This window comes from Proteus sp. ZN5 (assembly GCF_011046025.1).
Lineage (GTDB): Bacteria > Pseudomonadota > Gammaproteobacteria > Enterobacterales > Enterobacteriaceae > Proteus.
The window spans coordinates 893,677-915,729 of record NZ_CP047639.1; the positions used below are offsets into that span (position 1 = coordinate 893,677).

The window sequence follows — 22,053 nt, forward strand, 5'->3', positions numbered from 1 at the left end:
TTTCAAATCGTCATATACCTGTATATACTCACAGTCTGACTGTATAAACAAACAGGGGGCGGAATGAAAGCATTAACTGCAAGGCAGCAGCAGGTTTACGATTTGGTTCGTGATCACATTTCGCAAACGGGTATGCCACCAACACGGGCTGAAATAGCTTCCCAACTTGGGTTTCGCTCACCAAATGCGGCAGAAGAGCACTTAAAAGCTCTTGCTCGTAAAGGCGTGATAGAAATTGTCTCTGGTGCATCCAGAGGTATCCGTTTGCTAATGGAAGAAGAGCCAGAAGGACTGCCATTAATTGGGCGAGTCGCTGCTGGTGAACCACTTTTAGCGCAAGAGCATATTGAAAGCCACTATCAAGTTGACCCAATGCTATTTAAACCAAGTGCAGATTTTTTATTGCGCGTTAATGGTATGTCAATGAAAGATATTGGTATTATGGATGGTGATTTGCTTGCTGTGCATAAAACGCAAGATGTTCACAACGGGCAAGTTATTGTGGCTCGTATCGAAGATGAAGTGACAGTAAAGCGCTTTAAGAAAAGCGGTAATAAAATTGAACTTCATGCAGAAAACCCAGAATTTTCACCTATTGTCGTCGATTTACGCGAACAAAGCTTTACTGTGGAAGGTTTAGCAGTAGGGGTTATTCGTAACGGCGAATGGCTGTAATTTGTACCAAAGTAAGTCAATACAACTTATTTTATAAAGATGCAGATGATGTGTAAAAATACAAAATCATCTGCATTTTTTTATTTCTAATTTGTATAAAAAAACACCACTGTACTACAAATGTAATTACAATATGATGTGTTTTAATTACGGAGGTGCTTATGACAACAATACAAGTTAGAGTAGACGATGAGCTCAAAAAAAGAAGCTTATCAAGTATTTGAAATAATGAACCTATCTCCTTCAGATGCCATAAGATTGTTTCTACGTTATGTTTCTGAAAATAAAAAGTTACCTTTCTCTGAAGTTTCTGTCGTTGTTGATGAACAAGATGAAGATGAGGATCTTTTAGCTGTTGTACGTGAACGTTTGAAGAAACCATGTAAACGTATAAGAGTAAATATCGATGATCTTTAATATTGAGTTTGATAAGCGTGCCTTGAAAGAATGGCAGAAACTCGATCAAAGCATTAAAGAGCAGTTTAAAAAGAAATTAAAAAAATTGCAGGAAAACCCTTATATAGAGTCAGCCCGCTTAAAAGGTGATCTTGCGGGTTGCTATAAGATTAAATTACGAGCATCTGGTTTTCGATTGTTTACCAAGTTATTGATTCTGAAGTTGTGATTTTAGTTATTGCTGTTGGTAAGCGTGAGGAGAGTAAAGCTTATTCATTAGCTGAAATGAGAATTCAAAAGAACAACATGTATTAGCCAGCACTTAGCTGGCTTTTTGTATTTTATAAGCTCAACGAGGCTTATAGTCGCCAGTTTTTTTCTGCTTAAGATTATCATCCATACTGTGATCATGATGACAACCTTCAGGATGTGTACACTCTTGTGCTTCGTGGCACAGTGAACACAATCCATGAATTTCGATGACGCTATGTCGTAAATGAAATCCACTCTCTTTTGCTAGTAATGAAATCGCATCTTCGATTTTATGACTATTCTTTTCAGTGACAGATAAACAGCGGTCACAAATTAGCATTACTGACGTATGTTCAACATCATCAAAATGATGACAAAGCACATAGCTGTTGGTGGATTCTATTTTGTGGATAAATCCTTGCTCAAGTAAAAACTCTAACCCGCGATAGACAGTAGGAGGTTTTGCTTGTGGCTCAATTTGGCGTAATAAATCCAATAAATCATAAGCACTGATAGCAGAAGGTTGCTGCATTATCAGACGTAATACTGCCAGACGTTGTGAAGTCAGGCGAACACCTCGTTTCTGGCAGATCTTTTCTGCCTGAGCGAGCAATTTCTCTTCATTCATGGGGATAAGATGCTCTCAGACGTTGTTAATGACACAGATCCTATCATATTTTTCAAGAGTAAACCTTTGTGTAAAGTGGGGTTTTGTGAAAATAACTGTGGTATTACGCCCTTATTTAAAAGTATCTGTTGTTAGAACAAAAAACCCAGCCTAAGCTGGGTTAATTTTTTAGATGATTTTAGATAAATTGTTCTGAACTTTCAGGTAACTGTTAGAACGGAATATCGTCATCAAAATCCATAGGTGGTTCATTGTTTGGTGCTGGGGCCGCAGCAGGTTGTTGTGCTGGGCGAGATTGTGCACCACCGCTAAATTGTTGTGATGCTTGTGGCTGTTGTGGTTGACCCCAACCGCCTTGGCCACCTTGGGATGGAGCGCCATCTTGACCACCACGGCCGCCTAACATCTGCATTGAGCCACCAATATTAACAACAACTTCAGTGCTATATCTGTCTTGACCGCTTTGGTCTTGCCATTTACGTGTTTGTAACTGACCTTCGATATACACTTGTGAACCTTTACGCAGATATTCGCCTGCAATTTCCGCTAATTTGCCGAAAATTACCACACGGTGCCACTCGGTTTTTTCTTTCATTTCACCGGTTTGTTTATCGCGCCAGCTTTCTGATGTTGCCAGTGTTAAATTGGCAACTGCACCGCCACTTGGCATATAACGGATTTCTGGATCCTGCCCTAAATTACCGATAAGAATAACTTTGTTTACGCCTCTGCTCGCCATGTGAGGTACTCCTGCGAAAGTAAATTTTTTGAAATCATAAGCGAATAAGTTTATCACGTACGCTAAAATTTGAATATGACGTGTGATGAATTTCTCAATTGTGAACATTGTCGAAATTTTTCTGTCTCAAAATGACATAGTTACATCATCATTCAATTTCACTATATATACTGTATATCCATTCAGTTAACTTTGTGTCATAATTGTCCGATTCTTTCTTTTTCGGCGACTCTCTCAATCCGGGATATATTCATGGATAAAATCGAAGTACGGGGCGCTCGCACCCATAATCTAAAAAATATCAACTTGATCATTCCTCGCGATAAACTGATTGTTATTACGGGGCTTTCTGGTTCAGGTAAATCTTCTTTAGCCTTTGATACGCTTTATGCAGAAGGGCAGCGACGCTATGTAGAATCGCTTTCTGCTTATGCTCGTCAGTTTCTTTCATTGATGGAAAAACCTGACGTTGACCATATTGAAGGCTTATCCCCCGCTATTTCGATTGAGCAGAAATCTACGTCGCACAACCCACGTTCGACAGTGGGAACGATTACAGAAATTCACGACTACCTACGTCTCTTATTTGCGCGTGTTGGTGAGCCTCGTTGTCCTGATCACGATATTCCGCTCGCCGCTCAGACGGTCAGCCAAATGGTTGATAATGTGCTTGAACAACCTGAAGGCAAGCGCTTAATGCTTTTAGCGCCTGTGGTTAAAGAGCGTAAAGGTGAGCATATTAAGTTACTCAATAATCTTGCTGCTCAAGGTTATATTCGTGCGCGTATTGATGGTGAAGTGTGTGATCTCTCCGATCCACCAACATTAGAGTTACAGAAGAAACATACCATTGAAGTGGTTATTGACCGTTTTAAGGTTCGTGACGATCTGGCTCAACGTTTAGCTGAATCTTTTGAAACCGCATTAGAGCTTTCTGGTGGTACCGCTGTTATCTCTGATATGGATGATAGCAATGCAGACGATATTGTTTTTTCTGCCAACTTTGCTTGCCCTGTTTGTGGTTACAGCATGAGCGAATTAGAGCCTCGTTTATTCTCCTTTAATAACCCTGCTGGTGCTTGCCCAACGTGTGATGGTTTAGGTGTTCAGCAATTTTTTGATCCTGAATTAGTGATCCAAAATAGAGAAATCTCTCTTGCCGGTGGTGCAATTAAAGGGTGGGATCGCCGTAACTTCTACTATTTCCAGATGCTTCGCTCATTGGGTGAACACTATCATTTTGATGTTGAAGCGCCATTTGATTCGTTACCAGATAATATCCAGAAAGTTATTTTAACGGGGTCAGGCAAAGAGAATATTGAATTTAAATACACAAACGATCGTGGCGATGTTGTTGTTCGTCATCATCCTTTTGAAGGTGTATTAAATAATATGGAACGCCGTTACCGCGAGACAGAATCTAGTGCGGTACGTGAAGAGCTTTCTAAATATATTAGTAATCGCTCATGTGCTTCTTGTGGTGGTACGCGTTTACGCCGAGAAGCGCGTCATGTGTATGTTGAAAATACAACATTGCCAGAAATCGCCGATTACAGCATTGGTCATGCAATGACCTTTTTCCAAAATCTAAAATTGAGCGGTCAACGTGCGAAGATTGCAGAAAAAGTCTTAAAAGAGATTGGTGACCGACTAAAATTCTTGGTCAATGTGGGATTAAATTACCTTACACTGTCTCGTTCAGCTGAAACATTATCAGGTGGTGAAGCACAACGTATTCGTTTAGCAAGCCAGATTGGTGCGGGATTAGTTGGCGTTATGTATGTGTTGGATGAGCCTTCAATAGGTTTACATCAGCGAGATAACGATCGCTTACTTGAAACGCTGATCCACTTACGTAATTTAGGTAACACCGTGATCGTCGTTGAACATGACGAAGATGCTATCCGTGCCGCCGATCATGTTATTGATATTGGACCAGGTGCGGGGGTTCATGGTGGTGAAATTGTCGCTCAAGGAACTCTTGAAGATATTATTAATAACCCGAATTCATTAACGGGAAAATTCTTAAGTGGTGAGCGCCGTATCGCAATTCCAGAGCAACGTGTACCTGTTGATCGCGAAAAAATACTGGCCATTCTTGGCGCAAAAGGCAATAACTTAAAAAATGTAAATCTGAAATTACCAGTAGGTTTATTTACCTGCATTACAGGTGTTTCAGGATCAGGTAAATCAACGCTGATCAACGATACTTTATTCCCTATTGCCCAACGCCAATTAAATGGGGCTACAAATAGTGTACCAGCGCCTTATTTAGATGTTGAAGGGCTAGAGTATTTCGATAAAGTTATTGATATCAACCAAAGCCCAATTGGTCGTACTCCTCGTTCAAACCCTGCAACTTACACCGGTGTCTTTACACCTATTCGTGAGTTATTTGCGGGTGTACCTGAATCTCGTACTCGTGGTTATACGCCGGGTCGTTTCAGTTTCAATGTCAAAGGCGGACGTTGTGAAGCTTGCCAAGGCGACGGCGTCTTAAAAGTTGAAATGCATTTCTTACCTGATGTGTATGTACCTTGTGATCAATGTAAAGGTCAGCGTTATAACCGTGAAACCCTTGAAGTCAAATACAAAGGAAAAAATATTCACGAAGCGTTGGATATGACCATTGAAGAGGCGAGAGAATTCTTTGATGCCGTACCTGCATTGGCTCGTAAACTACAAACATTAATTGATGTTGGTCTTTCTTATATTCGTTTAGGACAATCAGCAACGACTTTATCGGGCGGTGAAGCGCAGCGGGTTAAGTTAGCAAAAGAGTTGTCAAAACGTGGAACAGGACAGACCCTCTATATTCTCGATGAGCCGACAACAGGGCTGCACTTCGCTGATATTGAATTGTTGCTTGAAGTTCTTCATCAGTTGCGTGACCAAGGCAATACTATTGTTGTTATTGAGCACAATCTTGATGTGATCAAAACAGCGGATTGGATTGTCGATCTTGGCCCTGAAGGTGGAAGTGGTGGTGGTCAAATTTTAGTGTCAGGCACACCAGAGCAAGTTGCAGAGTTTGAAGGTTCACATACTGCAAGATTCTTAAAACCAATCTTAGAGCGTGGTTATTAAGATAACACCGTTTATTCCCTTATGATCTAAGCGCTACAGACAATAAACACTTTACTGTTTGTAGCGCGCTTTCTTCAAGAAAAGTAAATCCGTAGAGTATGATAGAATTTAATTCTATCGAAAAAAGCATTCTCTTTGGGTTATACACTTCCTTATCTATTTTTATCTTATTAATAGCCCTTTTTAATAAAAAGCAGATTAAATGGTTAATTATGCTGTTTTGTAACAGTATTTTAACTAAATACGAGATAACAAAGCTAAATAGAAAGGATTATCATAGTATATCGTGATGGGCAGCACAGTTTATTTGGTGATTTGTTTCAATTGTTATACTTGACTATTATTGTATAACAATATGTTTTTTTCATTACTAATCAATTAGTTGGTTGTTTTCGAGGGTTACAATAGAGGGAAGGTTATTATTTACTGTGCTCTTTGAACAGATAATCCTACTTTTCTCCTTACGATAGAATTTTTTTCCAAATCATTTCAGGCTATCACGATTTATAACAACTTTTTTCTCCGTAATATTCCCTATCATTTACCCATAATAAATAATACCTGCAAAGAGTAAGGCTATTTCGACATCGCAATGTTAGATAGACTTTTTTTACCCCCAAAAATTCGTTTTGCTATTAACAATTACAATATAAAAAGTGAGTACTAATATGGAAACGGCTTCCTCAAAAACAGAGACAACAAGCTATCCCGCAACTAGTGCTGGCGCTCGCCGCGCAGGTATGACTGAACAAGAGTGGCGTGCGGCAATTAAATTCGACGGCAATGATGTGGGCTGGGTTATCATGAGTATCGGTATGGCTATCGGTGCAGGTATTGTGTTTTTACCTGTGCAGGTGGGCCTGATGGGATTATGGGTTTTCCTACTTTCCTCGATCATTGGTTATCCTGCTATGTACCTTTTCCAACGTCTATTTATTAATACGTTGGCTGAATCTCCAGAGTGTAAAGACTACCCAAGCGTTATCACCGGTTATCTCGGTAAAAACTGGGGTATCTTATTAGGTGCGCTCTACTTTGTGATGCTAGTCATCTGGATGTTTGTTTACTCTACAGCAATCACTAATGACAGTGCTTCTTACTTACAAACATTTGGTGTTACTGAAGGTTTACTGTCAGAAAACCCATTCTATGGTTTGATCCTGATTTGTGCGTTAGTGGCTATCTCTTCTCGTGGTGAACAATTACTGTTTAAAGTATCAAGTTTTATGGTACTGACTAAACTGTTTGTTGTTGCAGCATTAGGGCTCTCTATGATTGGTATGTGGCATCTTTATAACGTAGGTGCATTACCACCGGCTGGACGTTTAATCAAAGAAGCAATCATTACATTACCTTTTACACTGACTTCAATTCTGTTTATCCAAACATTAAGTCCAATGGTTATCTCTTACCGTGGTCGTAATAAAAACCGTGAAGTTGCTCGTCACAAAGCATTACGTGCAATGAACATCGCGTTCGGTGTGTTGTTCTGTACTGTTTTCTTCTATGCAATCTCATTCACATTAGCAATGGGTCACGATGAAGCAGTTAAAGCGTATGAGCAAAATATCTCTGCATTAGCCATTGCTGCGAAATTCTTCCCTGGTGGTTGGGTAACAGTTGTAAGCGTAATGCTGAACATCTTCGCCGTAATGACTGCATTCTTTGGTGTCTACTTAGGTTTCCGTGAAGCGACACAAGGGATTGTGATGAACATCCTGCAACGTTATCTCCCAGCAGAGAAAATTAACCAAAAATGGGTACAAAACGGCATCATGATTTTCGCTGTGTTACTGGCATGGGGTGCAATCATCCTTAATGCGCCAGTACTGAGCTTCACTTCAATTTGTAGCCCAATTTTCGGTATGGTGGGTTGTCTTATCCCTGCATACTTAGTGTACAAAGTACCGATGTTACATAAATACAAAGGTGCGTCACTTTACCTGATTATCTTTACCGGTTTACTGCTCGTTATCTCTCCGTTCTTGGCATTCTCATAGTCGCCAACTTCGGTTCTAGTTAGGAGTTGTTTTTAAAAACTAAATTAATCCAAGGTGTTAGATTATGAGCCAGAACAAAAATTCTCATTTATGGTCACAGTTTGTTCGTCAGCTACGTGAAGGTGTTAAGCCAGCAGTCGGTTGTACGGAGCCAATTTCATTAGCATTGGCAGCAGCGAAAGCAACCGCACTTTTAGGCGAGCCTGTTGTTCGTGTCGAAGCTTGGGTTTCACCAAACTTGATGAAAAACGGAATGGGCGTAACAGTGCCGGGAACGGGAATGGCTGGGCTACCTATTGCAGCAGCATTAGGTGCAACAGGAGGAGATCCTGATGCAGGACTGGAAGTCTTGTTAAAAGCATCCTCTGATGCAGTTGCTCAAGCTAAAACACTGGTTGCTCAAGGTAAAGTCACTGTGGGTGTAAAAGCACCTTGCGAAGATGTACTTTACTCTGAAGCGAAAGTATATAGCCAATCTGGTTATGCCATCGTCAGTATTGCAAGAGAGCATACACATGTTGTTCGCTGTGAATGTAACGGTAACGTTGTTTTTGAGGAAGATAAATCAGCGCTTACCAATAATTGCGAAAGTATTGATGAAAAACCTTTTACTGATGTTTGTGCTGAAGATATCTATAACTTTGCACTGAATGTGCCAGTGAGTGAAATTGAGTTTATGCTCAATGCCGCTCGTTTAAATGGCGCTTTATCAGAAGAGGGGCTACAAAACACCTATGGATTAGCCATTGGTCGTACCTTAATTCTGCAACAAGAGAAAGGTTTATTAGGTAAAGACTTACTTAATGAAATCATGATCAGAGCATCAGCCGCATCCGATGCTCGTATGGGGGGAGCGGTATTACCAGCAATGAGTAATTCAGGCTCAGGCAATCAGGGAATTGCTGCAACATTGCCTGTGATGGTTGTTGCTGAATTTATCAAAGCAGATGATGAAACTTTACTGCGTGCATTGGTTTTATCTCACTTAATGGCAATTTATGTTCATAGCCATTTTCCACCTCTTTCCGCCCTGTGTGCTGCAACAACTGCTTCAATGGGAGCCGCTGCAGGAATGGCATGGTTACTCACAAAAGATTTCACCACTGTCAGTATGTCTATTAACAGTATGATTGGTGATATCAGTGGCATTATCTGTGATGGCGCATCAAATAGCTGTGCAATGAAAGTATCAAGTAGTGCAGCGAGTGCTTATAAAGCCGTATTAATGGCGATGCAAAATCAAAGTGTTGCGGGTACTGATGGTATTGTCAGTGACGATGTCGATAGCTCAATAGCGAATCTCTGTGCATTAGCCAGTCGTGCAATGCAACATACGGATATTCAAATTATTGAGATTATGGAAGAAAAAGCGCGTCGCAATGCTGGGGAAAAGAAGCAAGCTGTCAATATATAAAAGGCGAAAACCTAAAGCGACAGTGATGTTGTGATGCAGTAAAAAAATACCTGCTTATGAGAATAGGCAGGTATTTTTTATCATGAAATCACGTTGATTGGCTTAAATACTTACAGCTGCAAAGGCTTGAGCAATGCGTTGAACATTACCTGTATTAACACCCGCCATACAAACACGACCCGTACCGACAAGATAAATGCCAAATTCGTCACGTAATCTATCAACTTGTGCTTGTGTAAAGCCAGTATAGCTAAACATACCGCGTTGAGTTAATAGATGATCAAAATTCTTTTCAGGCAGGGCAACTTTTAAAGCTTCGACTAAAGTCACGCGCATCTCTTTAATACGGTCACGCATATGTGCGACTTCTTTTTGCCATTGTGCAGTTAAAACTTGGTCTGATAGCACTTTATTGACAATTTGCGCACCATAATTTGCAGGGCTTGAATAGATACGGCGTACACCCGCTTTTAACTGACCTAATACGTGTTCGCATTCAGTGGCATTATCACAAACAATGGATAATCCGCCAGCGCGTTCACCGTAGATCCCAAATATTTTTGAAAAAGAGTTACTGATAAGTATCGGTAATCCTGCTTTTGCCATTGTACGGATAGCATAAGCATCTTCATCTAAATTTTCGGCAAAGCCTTGATAAGCAATATCTAAGAATGGAATGGCTTGGCGAGCTTTCAATACTTCAGTGACTTGATCCCATTGATCTTTAGTCAGATCGGAGCCTGTTGGATTATGGCAACAAGGATGCATCAATACAATGCTTTTTTCGGGTAGTTTTTTAAAGCAATCTAACAGAGCTTCAAATTTTACGCCTTTGGTTTCAGGATCAAAGTAAGGGTAGTGATTCACTTTGAAACCTGAGCCAGCAAAAATAGAACCATGATTATCCCAAGTTGGATCACTTATCCACACTTCTGATCTTGGGAAATAGCGATGCAGAAAATCAGCACCCACTTTTAATGCACCTGATCCACCTAATGTTTGAATTGTGGCAATTTTCTTTTCTGCAATTAGAGGATTATCTGCACCGAAAAGGAGATCTTGAATTTCGCTACGATAAGGCGCCAGCCCTTCCATTGGTAAATAAAGTGTTGCGGTGGGTGTCATGGCATTGAGTTGCTGACGTGCAACTGAAACTGTTCCTAAAATAGGGGTCTTGCCTTCTTCGTCATAATAAAGACCAATGCTTAAATTAATTTTATCCTGACGTGGGTCTTTGTTATAAACATCCATCAATGAGAGAATCGGATCTCCCGGAAACGCTTCAACCTGTTGAAACACGGCTTCTTCTCCAATCACTTTTAGTGTGTCATAGGGATACAATATCGTGTGTATTATTGTTCGTCTAGGTATTCCATGATGACGCGCGAGGTTAATTTAGTAATCAACTCATAGGCGCTAATACCACTATATTTGGCAATTTCTTCTACGGGCAACACATCTCCCCATAAAATAGCTTCATCACCAACACTATCAATCAGTTCAGTCCCTAAATCGACGCTGATCATATCCATCGAAACACGACCAACAATAGGCACTTTTCGACCATTGATCCACACAGGAGTACCTGAAGGTGCGCTGCGAGGATAGCCATCGCCATAGCCAATCGCGATCACACCAAGATAAGTGTCTTTTTCACTTACCCATGTGCCCCCATAACCAACAGGCTCACTGGCTTTATGCTTACGAACAGCAATCAGGCTTGTTTTTAGCGTCATTGCAGGAGTTAAGCCAAAGTCTTTCCCCGTTCTTTCATCACCAGTAGGAGAGATACCATAAGTGATAATGCCGGGACGAACCCACTGATAATGGACTTGAGGCCAAAATAAAATACCAGCAGAAGCTGCGATAGACTTATCACCGGCTTTATCTTGAATAAAATCTTGAAATAGTGAGATTTGTTTTTGTGTCGCTTCAGGAATATCGGGTTCATCAGCACGACTAAAATGGCTCACAATATTGATAGGTTGTTGTACATTTTTGCAGGCGGAAAGCCGTAAATAGAAGGCTTGCGCGTCTTCAGGACGTACTCCTAAACGGTGCATACCCGTATCGATTTTCATCCATACTTTAACGGGTTCATCTAAGTCAGCCTGTTCTAATGCTTCTAATTGTTCTTGGCTATGAACAACGGTTTCAATGTGGTTGACGACTAAAATAGGTAGATCAACGACATCAAAAAAGCCTTCTAGCAGGAGAATGGGTTTGACAATACCCCCACTTCGTAAGGTTAATGCTTCACCAATACGTGCAACACCAAAACAATCAGCATTATCCATTAAGGTATATGCTGTTTCTAATAACCCATGACCATAAGCGTTTGCTTTCACGACAGCTATCAGGTGGCTATGTGGGGCATAGTCTCTCACATGCTGAAAATTGTGACGCAGAGCGCGGCGATCTATCACTGCGGTTGCCGCTTTCATATTATTCCAATACTTCCTTTAATTAAGTCAAGGTTAGTGATTATTCATCGTCGTAAGCAGGGCCAGCATAGTTATCAAAGCGTGACCATTGACCGTTAAAGGTAAGCCTTACTGTACCAATTGGGCCGTTACGTTGTTTACCGATGATGATTTCTGCAACACCTTTTAAATCGCTACTTTCGTGGTAAACCTCGTCGCGGTAAATAAACATGATAAGGTCAGCATCCTGCTCAATAGAGCCTGATTCACGTAAGTCGGAGTTAACAGGGCGTTTATCAGCGCGTTGTTCCAAACTACGGTTTAACTGTGATAGAGCAACCACAGGAACTTGTAATTCTTTAGCTAATGCTTTTAAAGAACGAGAAATTTCAGCAATTTCTAGTGTTCTGTTTTCAGATAATGAAGGTACTCTCATTAGCTGCAAGTAGTCAATCATGATAAGGCTTAAACCACCATGTTCACGATAAATTCGACGAGCACGAGAGCGTACTTCTGTTGGTGTTAAACCTGATGAGTCATCGATATACATATTGCGTTTTTCAAGTAAAATACCCATGGTGCTTGAAATACGTGCCCAATCCTCATCATCAAGCTGGCCTGTACGAATTCTTGTCTGATCGACACGAGATAATGATGCCAACATACGCATCATGATTTGGTTGCCGGGCATCTCTAAACTGAAGATAAGTACGGGTTTTTCTTCGGTCATTGCCGCATTTTCACATAAGTTCATGGCAAATGTGGTTTTACCCATAGAGGGACGTGCTGCGACAATAATTAAATCTGATTTCTGTAATCCTGCGGTTTTTTTATCAAGATCTTGATAACCACTTGAAACCCCTGTGACACCATCGTGAGGTTTTTGATAGAGCTGTTCTATTTTTTCAACAGTTTCTTCTAAAATTGCCTCTATTGCTTTAGGGCCTTCGTCTTTATTGGCTCGAGTTTCAGCAATTTGGAATACTCTCGATTCGGCAAAGTCGAGTAGATCTTCACTGGTGCGTCCTTGAGGATCAAAACCGGCATCTGCAATTTCGTTGGCAACTTTTATCATATCGCGAACAACCGCACGTTCTCGGACGATATCCGCATAAGCGTTAATGTTCGCTGCACTTGGCGTATTTTTTGAAAGCTCAGCTAAGTAAGCAAATCCCCCCACGCTGTCTAGTTCGGCATTTTGTTCTAATGCTTCTGATAGCGTAATAAGATCGATAGGTTTACCTAATTCCAGCAAGCGTTGCATTTGCGAAAAAATAGTACGATGAGGTCGACTATAAAAGTCTTCTGCGGTGACACGTTCAGAAACATTATCCCAACGTTCATTATCTATCATCAGACCGCCTAACACGGACTGCTCTGCTTCCAGCGAATGGGGAGGTAGCTTTAATCCCTCCATTTGTCGGTCTTTGATATCAGACATCAGCTTGTCAGTGGTCTTATTTCTGGCCATAAATCCTGCATAAAAATCGAAAAAGTGTCAGTACGTTCTAGTATACGCTAACCCAATTATCTGTGCCTTGTAGAAATAGCTATCCTTTGTCATTATCTATAAAGGTCTTTAGAGCTCGCTTATTTAACCCCTCATCCTATAAAGGAGATAGCAATGGCTAAACGCATTCAATTTGCAGCTCATGGCAGTGCTGATGTTCTCGAACTAGCAACATTTACACCGGCTCCTCTTGGTGATCACGAAGTTCAGGTTGCCAACAAGGCAATTGGTATTAACTATATTGATACTTATGTACGTAGCGGGTTATACCCTGTAAGCCAATTCCCTAGTGGATTAGGCACTGAAGCCGCAGGCATTGTTATTAAAACAGGTGCTAAAGTGACTTCACTAAAAGAAGGGGACAGAGTTGTATATGCACAATCTCCGTTAGGGGCTTATAGCGATACGCATAATGTACCAGAAAATAAAGTGGCACGTCTGCCAGATAATATCTCTTTTGAACAAGCCGCAGCCTCTTTCTTAAAAGGATTAACGGTTTATTATCTCTTCAATGAAACCTATAAATTACAAGCAGGTGAAACCTTCTTATTCCACGCAGCTGCTGGTGGCGTTGGTTTAATTGCAAGCCAATGGGCGAAAGCAATTGGTGCAAACATGATTGGTACAGCAGGTAGTGATGAAAAGGTCGCCAAAGCAAAAGCCGCAGGCGCATGGGAAGTGATTAATTATCAGACTGAGTCGATTGTAGAGCGTGTTTTGGCGTTGACTAATAACCAGAAAGTGCCTGTTGTTTACGACTCTGTTGGTAAAGCAACTTGGTTAGATTCATTAGATTGTTTACAACGTCGTGGCTTAATGGTGAGTTTTGGTAACGCATCAGGTGCAGTAACGGGTGTTGATTTAGGTATTCTCAATAAAAAAGGTTCTTTGTATGTAACGCGCCCATCCATTTCGGGTTATATCACAACGCGTGAAGAGCTAGATGTTGCAAGTGAAGCGTTATTTGCATTAATTGGTAGCGGTAAAATTGATGTCAGTGTACCTGATAATCAGAAATTTGCTTTAGCAGATGCGAAAGATGCACATCGTTATCTTGAAAGTAGACAATCTCAAGGATCAAGCTTACTTATTCCTTAATTATTGTTTGTAAGATTTAAAACCTGTTTGAAATAAAGTAGACAGGTTTTAAATACTTATTCTTCAATTATTTTTCAGTGACAAATTTAAGTGCATTTTCTAAAACAGATAAATCAGCACCTTGTTTATGGGCATTTTCACTTAAATGACGACGCCATTGTCTAGCACCTGGAATACCTTGGAAAATTCCCAACATATGACGAGTCACATGACCTAAATAAGTGCCTTGTGAAAGCTCTTTTTCAATATAAGGATACATTGCTCTTACGGCAGCGACTGCATCAGCAATAGGTAATTGATTATCAAAAAGTTCATGATCAACATGCGCTAGAATTGATGGATTTTGATAAGCCTCACGACCAACCATAACACCGTCCATATATTTTAAGTGTTCTTTCGCTTCATCTAGTGACTTAATACCACCATTAATCGCCATAGTGAGATGTGAAAAATCATGTTTTAATTGATAAACACGAGGATAATCTAAAGGTGGAACCTCACGATTCTCTTTCGGACTTAAACCCGATAGCCATGCTTTACGTGCATGAATAATAAAGGTATCGCAGTTATTATCACGGCTAACGGTATCAATAAAATCACATAGAAATTCATAGCTATCTTGGTCATCAATGCCAATACGTGTTTTTACTGTGACAGGAATATCAACGACATCGCGCATGGCTTTCACACAATCAGCGACGAGTTGTGCATCTCCCATTAAACAAGCACCAAAGCGCCCATTTTGTACGCGATCTGAAGGACACCCCACATTTAAATTAATTTCATCGTAGCCACGCTCTTGTGCCAATTTTGCACATTGAGCCAAGGCTTGGGGATCGCTTCCACCTAACTGTAAAGAGACCGGATGTTCTTCTTCACTGTATTTTAGATAGTCACCTTTACCATGAATAATGGCACCCGTTGTGACCATTTCAGTATAAAGCAACGTATTTTTACTTAATTGACGAAAGAAATAACGACAATGACGATCAGTCCAATCGAGCATCGGCGCAACAGAAAAGCGATTCAAATTATAATTTTTTGAATTGCCATTAACATGATGACTTTCTGTTAGTTTATTGAGTTCTGTATTTTCTGACATGTTGTAATTCTTTCGTCTATATAGGTGTTGATTATCTCTAATTTATAAAGGAGATAAAATGAGCGCACATTATAGCATAGAGAATCGCTTACATATGATGGATCTGATGCTAGAATTATTTTACAAATCTGAAGATGAATATCCCAAAAAATAAAATAGGAAAACATAATGCCAACAGCAAAAAGAGCATTACCTTATTTTAAATATCATCCTGAACCGATAAAAACAGGTGCTTTTATCACAGATGATACTGTTATATGTGACTGTTGTGGAAAGGAAACTGATATTTATTACGAAGGGCCTTTTTTTAGTGTTGATGATATCGACGCGCTTTGCCCTTGGTGTATTGCGGATGGGTCTGCCAGTGAGAAGTTTGAAGGTGATTTTCAAGATCTTTCTTCTGTTGAGGGAACATTATCAACCTATGACAGTAACGGTGAATATTCAGGTTATCAGTCAGGTGTACCTAAAGAAAATCTTGAAGAGTTGATCCGTAGAACGCCGGGGTATCAAGGATGGCAACAAGAACATTGGCTTACGCATTGTGGCGATCTTTGTGCATTTATTGGTTATGTTGGATGGAAAGATATTGCTGATAAATTAGATGAATTTGTTTCTTTGGAAGAAGATATTGGTGAAATAGGTATGGATCTGGATGATTTACCTAATAATTTAACCAATGGAGACCATTGCCAAGGTTATTTATTTAAATGTTGCTGTTGTGGAAAACTACGCCTACATATTGATTTTAGTTAATAAACATCATTCAAATAATATTAAGTCTATTTTTAGAATATAGGCTTAATATTTATTTTTATAAAATAATCTATTTATATTATCTCTATTAAAAATGGAAATAGTCACTGCTCAAGGTTTTACGCTATAAAGCGAAAAATAAAAAGAGGAGCATTGAATATGAACATTAAAAGAAAGATCCTTATAAAATTAAACAATATTGATTGTGATAATAAAAAACTGTCATTTCCTATTTTCCATGAAATGCATCATTCTTTTTTAAATAACATACCATTAGTTCCAGTAGTTTCATCTATTCATCAATTACCCCCTAAAAGTTATATTGATTCTATTTCAATAAACTTTAATGATCTAAACAAATATTATTATCTTAATTTACCAGAGAATAATCATTATTCTTTGGATGAAATTATTAAAGTACTACAACAACACCCTGATATTGAATATATACAAACGGTGCCTATACAGCCTATTGAACCTCCTAATATTACGCCTGATTTTACTCAATATCAGCAATATCTAAATACACCAGAAAAAACGGTGAATATTAATAAAATTAAAGGGCTAGGGATTTGTGAAGCATGGAAACAAGAAGCCTATGGGCAAGGAATACAAGTCGCCGATATTGAATGGGATTTCAATCTTTCTCATCATGATTTATCAACAGATAACATTACCCCATTATTACCTTTTAATGAAAAAACTAGTCAGGCAGATCATGGAACAGCAGTAGCTGGCTTAATTATGGGGAAAAATGATGGTAAAGGGATCACTGGGCTAGCTTATAAATTAGATATGTTTTATGCCATCTCCGAATTAACTTGTGGACGTATTGATGCGATCATCGCGAGTAAACGCATATTACATGCTGGCGATATCGTGTTATATGAAATGCAGACAATCTGCGAGCATCAAGCTTACGTACCTGCGGATTATGAAATGCATATTTGGGAAGCGACTCGCGCATTAACCGATGCTGGGATCATTGTGATTATGGCGGCAGGTAATGGGGGCGTGGATCTAGATTTGCCTGCTTATGAAAGTTATCGACAACGTCATGATAATAATTCAATACGTGTTGGTGCTGGTTCGCCTTATACATTAAATCGATTACCTTTCTCAACACATGGTTCACCTATTCATGTACAAGCGTGGGGAGAGGATGTTGCAACCGCGGGGTATGGTGATCTATTTCGAAGTGATGATAACCATACTTATACAGCTAATTTTAGTGGTACATCGTCAGCCAGTGCTTTAGTTGCGGGTGCGGCGGCGGTGATCCAATCTTGGTATAAAGACCATACAAACAGTGTGTTAACGCCGATACAAATGCGTGACTTATTAATTAGAACAGGTACTTTTCCACTGTTAAATGACAAAATTGGACCTTTACCCAATGTGAATAACGCAATTCTGTATTTAAAAAAACTAATAAAACGTCATTAAGTACAATAGTATTAATTCCTTTAGCACCTCCTAAATATTAGGGGGTGTTATTTAAATTTCATCTATATGATATATAAAGTTTTTATTATTATAATTAGATTAAGGTCAAAAAATAAGCACAATTCAATCCGCTTTTTTGTATAAATAACAACCATAAAATCGTGTTGCAAATAAACGTGATAATAAGTTTGTATAGGAAAATAAGGCGATTAGACAACTTCTGAGAGAAAATTTATTTAATCATAAACTTAAGTGATTTTTGTGATTTATATAAATTAATAGCATTTTGATTTTACTGTATTTTTAGCATAAACCCTAAAGAGCATAGTTTATGATGAAAAACTTAAATATGAATAGTTTTTCATTGTTTATGCACCTTTTTGCTTTCAATTTCACGCCACTGCGTTTATCATTTTCCGCTTGTACTATACATACGGCGTCGCTGGTTTTGGGCTTCTGTGGAGCATAATGCTCCGGCAGCTCACACAGTCTTTTCCAGTGGCGGTTCTATCTGCATTATTCTTCGGGATAGAGTATTACCTTAAATGACTGAGAAAACATCTCTGATACCAGTTGTCGAATTAAAATCCTTAAGTAAAGGTTTCGACGGAAAACAAATTATTTCCCGCCTCGATCTCACTATCAACCATGGCGAGTTTTTAACCATCCTCGGTCCTTCGGGCTGTGGTAAGACGACGGTTTTGCGTTTAATTGCGGGTTTAGAAGACGTTGACGATGGGCAAATTATCCTTGATGGGCAAGATATTACGGATATTCCTGCGGAACAACGTTTTGTAAATACGGTTTTTCAAAGTTACGCGCTTTTCCCACATATGACTGTTTTTGAAAACGTCGCATTTGGTCTTCGTATGCAGAAAACACCTGCTGATGAGATTAATATTCGCGTTGAAGAAGCTTTGCGTATGGTGCAACTTGAAGATTTCGCACAACGCCGTCCTGCACACCTTTCTGGTGGACAACAACAACGTGTCGCGATTGCGCGTGCTGTTGTGAATAAACCAAAGGTCTTATTGCTTGATGAATCATTATCTGCACTGGATTACAAATTACGTAAACAGATGCAAAATGAATTAAAAGCCTTACAACGTAAATTAGGGATCACCTTTATTTTCGTGACTCATGACCAAGAAGAGGCGCTGACGATGTCAGACCGGATCGTGGTGATGCGTGAAGGACGTATTGAGCAAGATGGTACTCCGCGTGAAATTTATGAAGAGCCAACAAATCTGTTTGTTGCGCAATTTATAGGTGAAATTAATATCTTTGATGCTCGAGTTCTCCATCGTATTGATGAAACGCGTATTCGTGCTGATGTTGAAGGTCATGAATGTGATATTTATACCACATTACCTGTGACACAAAACCAGCAACTCAAAGTATTGCTTCGGCCTGAAGATCTCCGTGTTGAAGAAATTCACGATCTCGAAAACCTTCCAGGGCTAATTGGTTATGTTCGTGAACGTAACTATAAAGGCATGACGCTAGATTCTGTTGTTGAAATGGAAAATGGCAAGGTAGTGATGGTCAGTGAGTTCTTTAATGAAGATGATCCGGATGTTGATCACTCGTTAGACCAAAAAATCGCAGTAACTTGGGTTGAAAGCTGGGAGGTCGTGCTGGCAGATGAAGAAAACACGTAAACTATTTCAAAACATCGTAATTACCGGTGTTGTGGGTTGGTTGATGGTGTTCGTCTTCTTGCCGAATATCATGATCATTGCGACCAGTTTTTTAACGCGTGATGATGCCAATCTTGTCGAGATGGTCTTTACACTCGATAACTACTATCGCTTATTTGATCCTATGTATGCAGAAGTGTTACTGCATTCTATTAATATGGCGGTGGTCGCAACGTTAGCTTGTTTATTATTAGGTTATCCCTTTGCTTATTTCCTTGCAAAAATGCCTAAAAAAATACAGCCACTGATGTTGTTTTTATTGATTGTACCTTTTTGGACAAACTCACTTATTCGTATTTATGGGTTAAAGATCTTCCTAAGTACCAAAGGTTATTTTAACGAATTTCTGTTGTGGATTGGGCTTATTGATAAACCACTCAGAATTATTTATACCCCAGAAGCGGTTGTACTGGGGCTGGTTTATATTTTATTACCTTTCATGGTATTACCGTTATATTCCAGCATTGAAAAGTTAGATAAACCTTGTTTAGAAGCAGCGCGTGATTTAGGGGCTAATAAATTTCAGACCTTTATTCGAATTATTATTCCATTAACAATGCCGGGCATTATTGCGGGTTGTTTACTCGTAATGCTTCCTGCTATGGGCTTATTCTTTGTTGCTGATCTAATGGGAGGCGCGAAAAATTTATTAATTGGTAACGTAATTAAAAGCCAATTCTTAAATATTCGTGACTGGCCTTTCGGTGCAGCGACAAGTATTTGCTTAACATTAGTGATGGGGTTAATGCTGTTTGTGTATTACCGAGCCGTGAAGTTACTGCATAAGAAGGTAGAAATAGAATGATAGGACGGTTATTGCGTGGTGGATTTATGTCCATTATTTACGCGTATCTTTATATCCCGATCATCATTCTGATAGTTAACTCTTTTAACTCATCACGTTTCGGGATTAATTGGAAAGGATTTACCACAGATTGGTACACCATTTTATTTAATAATGACAGTCTGCTTCAAGCGGCTGGACATTCATTAACAATGGCGGTCACTTCTGCGACATTTGCGACATTAATTGGCTCATTAGCGGCAGTTGCTCTTTATCGCTACCGTTTTCGTGGTAAAAAATTTGTTGGTGGAATGCTGTTTGTTGTGATGATGTCGCCAGATATTGTTATGGCGATTTCGTTGCTTGTACTGTTTATGATCCTAGGTGTTTCATTAGGATTTTGGTCGCTTCTATTTTCACATATTACATTTTGTCTGCCTTTTGTTGTGGTTACTGTGTACTCCCGATTAAGTGGATTTGATGTGAAAATGTTGGAAGCGGCGAAAGATTTAGGGGCAGGTGAATTTACTATTTTACGTAAAATCATTATGCCTCTGGCAATGCCAGCAGTGGCTTCAGGTTGGTTATTAAGCTTTACGTTATCCATGGATGACGTTGTGGTTTCTTCTTTTGTGACTGGCCCAAGCTATGAAATTTTACCGCTGAAAATTTACTCAATGGTAAAAGTAGGGGTTTCGCCAGAAGTGAATGCGCTTGCAACCATCCTTTTAGGTCTATCTTTAGTATTAGTATTAATTAGTCAGTTGATCTTAAGAGACAGAACTGGCAAAGCGTAAACATGTATTAGTGCGAGTTTCTCGCACTTTTGGGGTCTTAAAGACCAATCTGTTGGAGGTAGGCTCGCTGCCTATTTGATATTAACGCATCAACCACTGAAGGAAACATAAATGAAAAAGTGGTCCTCAGTACTTGCTGCCAGTGTAATGGCATTAAGTATCGGCACAGCATCGGCTGATGATGGTAAGACATTATATTTCTACAACTGGACGGAGTATGTGCCGCCTGGTCTGCTTGAACAGTTTACGAAAGAAACTGGGATTAAGGTGATTTATTCCACCTATGAATCCAACGAAAGCATGTATACCAAGTTAAAGACCTACAAAGAGGGGGCTTATGACTTGGTGGTTCCTTCTACTTATTTTATTTCTAAAATGAGTCATGAAGGAATGCTACAAAAAATCGATAAATCAAAATTAACGCATTTTGATAATCTCGATCCTAGCTTATTACATAAGTCATTCGACCCAGAAAATGATTATTCCATCCCTTATATTTGGGGTGCGACCGCTATTGGTATTAATAGTGATGAAGTTGATGTCAGTAGCATTACTTCATGGGCAGATTTATGGAAACCTGAATATAAAGATAGTCTGCTATTAACTGATGATGCCCGTGAAGTTTTCCAGATGGCATTATTAAAATTGGGCTATTCAGGCAATACTACTGATCCTAAAGAGATTGAAGAAGCCTATAAAGAGCTACAAAAGCTGATGCCAAACGTATTAGCCTTCAATTCAGATAATCCCGCTAACCCTTATATGCAAGGGGAAGTTAATTTAGGGATGATTTGGAATGGCTCTGCATTTATTGCTCGTGATGCTGGCGCACCGATTGAAATGGTGTGGCCAAAAGAAGGGGGCATTTTCTGGATGGATAGCTTAGCGATCCCTGCCAATGCCAAGAATGTCGAAGGTGCTCATAAACTTATCGACTTCTTATTACGGCCAGAAATAGCAGCCAAAGTTGCGGAAAATATTGGTTATCCGACACCAAACCTAGCCGCACAAAAATTACTGCCAAATGTGATCACTAAAGATAATTCTCTTTATCCAACAGAAGAGATTATCAATAAAGGTGAATGGCAAAATGATGTGGGTGATGCAACTGTTTTATATGAAAGTTATTACCAGAAACTAAAAGCAGGTCGTTAATAATTTTCATGTTTTATACTAAAGCCACCTCTAAGGTGGCTTTTTTAATAATAAAAAAGGTCATTTACTTGATGATGACAAAAAATGAGCA

The 22,053-nt window shown here is 39.4% G+C and carries 17 protein-coding genes and 2 pseudogenes; 13 read left to right on the plus strand and 6 right to left on the minus strand.

Annotation, left to right across the window (positions count from 1 at the left end; genetic code table 11):
• The first annotated feature begins 63 nt into the window (after positions 1-63).
• The 3 genes and pseudogenes from lexA (at position 64) to GTK47_RS04095 (ending at position 1,386) form a co-directional block, all read left to right on the plus strand.
• The gene (gene lexA / locus GTK47_RS04085; RefSeq protein WP_165122235.1) at positions 64-675 is read left to right on the plus strand and encodes a transcriptional repressor LexA; all 612 of its coding nucleotides are present in this window, start codon (positions 64-66) and stop codon (positions 673-675) included.
• 161 nt (positions 676-836) lie between these two features.
• Positions 837-1,092: pseudogene (locus GTK47_RS04090) on the plus strand (type II toxin-antitoxin system RelB/DinJ family antitoxin).
• Positions 1,082-1,386: pseudogene (locus GTK47_RS04095) on the plus strand (type II toxin-antitoxin system RelE/ParE family toxin). Before GTK47_RS04090 ends, GTK47_RS04095 begins: the two co-directional pseudogenes overlap by 11 nt.
• Positions 1,387-1,420: 34 nt before the next feature.
• On the opposite strand, the gene zur reads toward GTK47_RS04095, so the two are convergent.
• Together zur and ssb1 are read right to left on the minus strand one after the other, a co-directional pair.
• A complete protein-coding gene (zur, locus tag GTK47_RS04100) occupies positions 1,421-1,951 on the minus strand; it encodes a zinc uptake transcriptional repressor Zur (protein WP_165122236.1) in 531 nt (176 codons plus the stop codon).
• Between the two features lie 211 nt (positions 1,952-2,162).
• A complete protein-coding gene (gene ssb1 / locus GTK47_RS04105) occupies positions 2,163-2,690 on the minus strand; it encodes a single-stranded DNA-binding protein SSB1 (protein WP_088494417.1) in 528 nt (175 codons plus the stop codon).
• A 252-nt stretch (positions 2,691-2,942) separates the two neighbouring features.
• Between ssb1 and uvrA the strand changes: the two genes are divergently transcribed.
• From uvrA to GTK47_RS04120, 3 genes are all read left to right on the plus strand, one after another.
• Positions 2,943-5,777, plus strand: a complete 2,835-nt coding sequence (gene uvrA, locus GTK47_RS04110) for an excinuclease ABC subunit UvrA (protein ID WP_165122237.1) — start codon at positions 2,943-2,945, stop codon at positions 5,775-5,777.
• 668 nt (positions 5,778-6,445) lie between these two features.
• A complete protein-coding gene (locus GTK47_RS04115; protein ID WP_165122238.1) occupies positions 6,446-7,777 on the plus strand; it encodes an amino acid permease in 1,332 nt (443 codons plus the stop codon).
• A 64-nt stretch (positions 7,778-7,841) separates the two neighbouring features.
• Positions 7,842-9,191: an L-serine ammonia-lyase, iron-sulfur-dependent, subunit alpha gene (locus GTK47_RS04120; RefSeq protein ID WP_165122239.1), complete on the plus strand. Its 1,350-nt coding sequence runs from the start codon at positions 7,842-7,844 to the stop codon at positions 9,189-9,191.
• 102 nt (positions 9,192-9,293) lie between these two features.
• Here the strand turns inward: GTK47_RS04120 and GTK47_RS04125 are convergent, their stop codons facing one another.
• The 3 genes from GTK47_RS04125 to dnaB are packed head-to-tail and all read right to left on the minus strand — an operon-like array spanning position 9,294 to position 13,085.
• Positions 9,294-10,490, minus strand: coding sequence for an amino acid aminotransferase (locus GTK47_RS04125; protein ID WP_109419935.1), 1,197 nt, complete (start codon positions 10,488-10,490; stop codon positions 9,294-9,296).
• Between the two features lie 53 nt (positions 10,491-10,543).
• The gene (alr, locus tag GTK47_RS04130; RefSeq protein WP_165122240.1) at positions 10,544-11,635 is read right to left on the minus strand and encodes an alanine racemase; all 1,092 of its coding nucleotides are present in this window, start codon (positions 11,633-11,635) and stop codon (positions 10,544-10,546) included.
• A gap of 40 nt (positions 11,636-11,675) precedes the next feature.
• Complete coding sequence (gene dnaB / locus GTK47_RS04135; protein ID WP_036934568.1) at positions 11,676-13,085, minus strand: replicative DNA helicase; 1,410 nt, start codon at positions 13,083-13,085, stop codon at positions 11,676-11,678.
• Between the two features lie 153 nt (positions 13,086-13,238).
• Between dnaB and GTK47_RS04140 the strand changes: the two genes are divergently transcribed.
• The gene (locus GTK47_RS04140; RefSeq protein ID WP_165122241.1) at positions 13,239-14,222 is read left to right on the plus strand and encodes a quinone oxidoreductase; all 984 of its coding nucleotides are present in this window, start codon (positions 13,239-13,241) and stop codon (positions 14,220-14,222) included.
• Positions 14,223-14,289: 67 nt separating this feature from the next.
• Here the strand turns inward: GTK47_RS04140 and dusA are convergent, their stop codons facing one another.
• Positions 14,290-15,324, minus strand: coding sequence for a tRNA dihydrouridine(20/20a) synthase DusA (gene dusA, locus GTK47_RS04145; protein WP_165122242.1), 1,035 nt, complete (start codon positions 15,322-15,324; stop codon positions 14,290-14,292).
• A 168-nt stretch (positions 15,325-15,492) separates the two neighbouring features.
• Between dusA and cbrC the strand changes: the two genes are divergently transcribed.
• The 6 genes from cbrC (at position 15,493) to potD (ending at position 21,962) form a co-directional block, all read left to right on the plus strand.
• Complete coding sequence (gene cbrC / locus GTK47_RS04150; RefSeq protein ID WP_165122243.1) at positions 15,493-16,080, plus strand: PF03691 family colicin E2 tolerance protein CbrC; 588 nt, start codon at positions 15,493-15,495, stop codon at positions 16,078-16,080.
• Positions 16,081-16,239: 159 nt separating this feature from the next.
• Positions 16,240-17,526, plus strand: coding sequence for a S8 family peptidase (locus tag GTK47_RS04155; RefSeq protein ID WP_165122244.1), 1,287 nt, complete (start codon positions 16,240-16,242; stop codon positions 17,524-17,526).
• A 545-nt stretch (positions 17,527-18,071) separates the two neighbouring features.
• Positions 18,072-19,187, plus strand: coding sequence for a spermidine/putrescine ABC transporter ATP-binding protein PotA (potA, locus tag GTK47_RS04160; protein ID WP_075673056.1), 1,116 nt, complete (start codon positions 18,072-18,074; stop codon positions 19,185-19,187).
• The gene (gene potB, locus GTK47_RS04165) at positions 19,171-20,031 is read left to right on the plus strand and encodes a spermidine/putrescine ABC transporter permease PotB (RefSeq protein WP_023583058.1); all 861 of its coding nucleotides are present in this window, start codon (positions 19,171-19,173) and stop codon (positions 20,029-20,031) included. Before potA ends, potB begins: the two co-directional genes overlap by 17 nt.
• On the plus strand, positions 20,028-20,807 hold the full coding sequence (potC, locus tag GTK47_RS04170) for a spermidine/putrescine ABC transporter permease PotC (RefSeq protein WP_088494431.1): 780 nt from the start codon (positions 20,028-20,030) through the stop codon (positions 20,805-20,807). The genes potB and potC overlap by 4 nt, the downstream gene beginning before the upstream one ends.
• A 111-nt stretch (positions 20,808-20,918) precedes the next feature.
• A complete protein-coding gene (gene potD, locus GTK47_RS04175) occupies positions 20,919-21,962 on the plus strand; it encodes a spermidine/putrescine ABC transporter substrate-binding protein PotD (RefSeq protein ID WP_075673054.1) in 1,044 nt (347 codons plus the stop codon).
• The last annotated feature ends 91 nt before the right edge of the window (positions 21,963-22,053 follow it).